At 32.8% G+C, this 3,013-nt stretch carries 3 protein-coding genes; all 3 read right to left on the bottom strand.

Going from position 1 to position 3,013, the window contains the following annotated elements; translation table 11 throughout:
- The coding region (locus HRT72_12600) for a PAS domain-containing protein (GenBank protein ID NQY68545.1) at nt 1–594 on the bottom strand (594 nt) is incomplete at its 3' end.
- Nucleotides 595–597: 3 nt separating this feature from the next.
- On the bottom strand, nt 598–984 hold the full coding sequence (locus tag HRT72_12595) for a PAS domain-containing protein (GenBank protein NQY68544.1): 387 nt from the start codon (nt 982–984) through the stop codon (nt 598–600).
- 912 nt (nt 985–1,896) lie between these two features.
- Complete coding sequence (locus HRT72_12590) at nt 1,897–2,814, bottom strand: T9SS type A sorting domain-containing protein (protein NQY68543.1); 918 nt, start codon at nt 2,812–2,814, stop codon at nt 1,897–1,899.
- Nucleotides 2,815–3,013: the final 199 nt, after the last annotated feature.

The raw sequence follows: 3,013 nt of genomic DNA, 5'->3' as shown, positions 1-3,013 counted from the left end.
TTCCTCTGCATAATCCAATCTAACTACATACCCATAAATTCTTCCGGACTTGTTAATCATTTGAATAACTGATAGTACAACATGGACAGGACTCTCGCTCTCATAGTTAAGAACAGCTTCAAACTCTAATAATTGATTTTCTTGATTGAAAAATACGCGTCGTTTATTATTTGGAAATTTAAAAAAGGATACGAACTTCTTATTGATGAAATCGTTAACACCGTATACGGATATATCGCATGCAGCTTTATTTACTTTAGTGATAATTTTGTTTTTATCTAAAATAAAAACTTTGTCTTTGATCGAAGAGAAAATATCATTTAGTTGATTGTTAAATGTCATTATTTCCTTTTCGGCAAAATCTAAATCATCAATTAAATCATTCACTCTAGAAATATTCTGATTCGTAATTTCTTCAGTTATATTTTTTAATGTATCTAAGCCTTCATTTGAAGATTTCTTAGACACCATGGTTTTAAGTAATTTCCTTTCTTCTGATGAGATTCCGGTAATATTAAAATCTTCCGATGAAATTCGATCGTTGTTTAATATTTTCTTAATTAGGGCCGTAATGTTGCTTCTGAATTCTTCCATAACTTACATGTTTAGTCTTAATTCTTCATATACTGTCTTAGTGATTCCTGATGTAAAGCATCTCGTGTGAATAAATTCACCATCTACTCGATAAACATTAGAGTTTATAAGTACATGTTCAACATTTCCATTTTTCGCTAATAAGCGGGCTGGATAAGCGTTCAATTCTGATCCACTTGTTAGTAAAGTGAGAATTGTATTAATTACGTCTGCATCTCTGTGAAATTCAGTTATGTTTTCACCAACATACTCGTCTTCGGAATATTCTAGAAAATTCAATTCAGATTGATTCGCCCATAGTATAGTTCCATCAACGGAAACTAAATGAACTCCAATCGCACAGTGGTCTAGAAAATCTTCAAGATCCTCTCTTTTTGGGATGTTTTTCATAGTGGTAGCGTCGTTTTCCTGTTGTAATTCGATTCTTATTCAATATAATTTTAAAATTATATATAGAATGCCATTCCTTTTAAACTATTCATAAACGAACTAATATCCAAGTCCATTGATATAAAAGAAACACTAAATGAACGAAACAATATTCTCATTGAACTATTGAGCAGTGAGAATTATTTTAATATGTAAGCATAATGATTTGGTGAACAACTTTGCATCGTTAGTACAGAGAAGCCGTGCTAGCTGAAGTTCCTCAATAATAGGATTAGTATTAGCAGCAGTTGCGATAGCAGTACTCGCTGTATGGATACGCAGCCAATCGCTGTAATCGAAATGTCTATATCGGATTGCCGTTAAGGGTCAAAAATGATTCATTCAGGTTACGCAGCAAATACATGTTAACTGTTGGCATTCCAGTTGGCTAGCAGTTATTATTATAATCGAATAACATATGGATTACTGAATAATTAATCGTTCAAATTGTGATTGAGTATTAGAATTTTTAATTATGATATAGTAATGCCCTCTTATCTAAATTCACGTTTAATAAAATAGTATTAAAGCCTATACGTACGAAGCTTGACCTAAGCAATTCGCTAATCTGGATAGCATTATGAAAATATTTATCACTTGATTAATACCTAAGAACTAACCTACTGACTATTACACATATAGCGTTAAGGGAATGTGTTATTCTTCTCAAACGAGGATTAATCTTCTTTAATTGGGAATGAATTTTAACCAATGCTATGTAATAGATCGCTACGCGAAATTCAAGTATTTAAAAGCCCATAGAGGAATGACGTAGACAAACTATTAGAATGTAAGTTGGCAAAGGATTAAGTTAGGTTACTTAGCTCGGAGAAAAGGACTTCAAAAGGGGAGGAAAACAGTTTAAAATGTTAATTATTTAACAAATCTAAAGGTTTTGATGTCGGAGTTGGTTTTTACTGTTGCCGTATATGTGCCAGTAGGTAAATTACTTACATCTATAGTAATATTTGAAGCTTCACCTGTTTGTTCTAATACGGTTTTGCCAGTGATGGTTTTTAGAATAAGGTTGTATTGGGATGGGACTCCATTTAGTTCACTAATTGTAAATTGATCAGTAACTGGATTGGGGTAAAAAGTCCATTTGTTTTGGTTTGAGCTCAAGTCCGATATAGAATTTGTTGATTGACATGTGTGGCAGGTTGAATTTGCTTCAAGGATGTGTTGAGAAGATCCTTCCTTGAAGCAAGTTAGTCTATAAAATGTACCTTCTAGAAAACAAAAATTTTCAAACCAATATAAAGCATGATTATTTGTACCCATACCTTCAATAACTAATTGATTGTTACCAAAGTTAATAGTGCTTCCTGAAGGTAAGTTTCCATCATTAGGGTCATAGGTGTAATGAACGTGTTGTACCCGTTTCAATTGACTATTGACTTGAATTGTGGAGAGAGAATCGATATGCATCCGAACAGTACAGGTGTTGTAAGGGTTGACAACGATAGAATCACCAGGAGTGAGATTCATATCATAAATTAATTGGAAAGAGCCATTCATCTCCATATATAATTTATCACCATTAGCATAAAGGTAATTATCTTCAGTTACTGTACTAAAAGACCAATCTGTAGATCGGGTAACGGTTTTGGCAATAGTACCATTGACAACAATCGAGTCATTAGTAATACAAGAGTACGCATCTGCAGATCCCGACATTGCTGCACATTTTTGTGACCAGCTGGTGTTGGGGTTCAGCCAAACCTGTGCTATTAGGCTACCATTGAAAAGAAGAATTAGTGAAATAGTAAATAATGATATTATTTTTTTCATAAGTATTAATGTTTAATTCTTTGAATAATTATATGCTTTGATGACGTGTAATTATTAAGGAAGTTGCATGTTGTTTTGAATTAATTTTAGTGAGTCATTTAAGAATATAGATAGGAGTACCATAACATTAAGTCATCCTAAAAGCAATAAATCTGGCTATTTAGGCAATGCCCAAGGAGGAACTACGCAGACATAATAT

The organism is Flavobacteriales bacterium (assembly GCA_013214975.1).
Lineage (GTDB): Bacteria > Bacteroidota > Bacteroidia > DT-38 > DT-38 > DT-38.
Note: the sequence above shows the minus strand (reverse complement) of the source record. Positions and strands in the feature narration are given on the sequence as shown.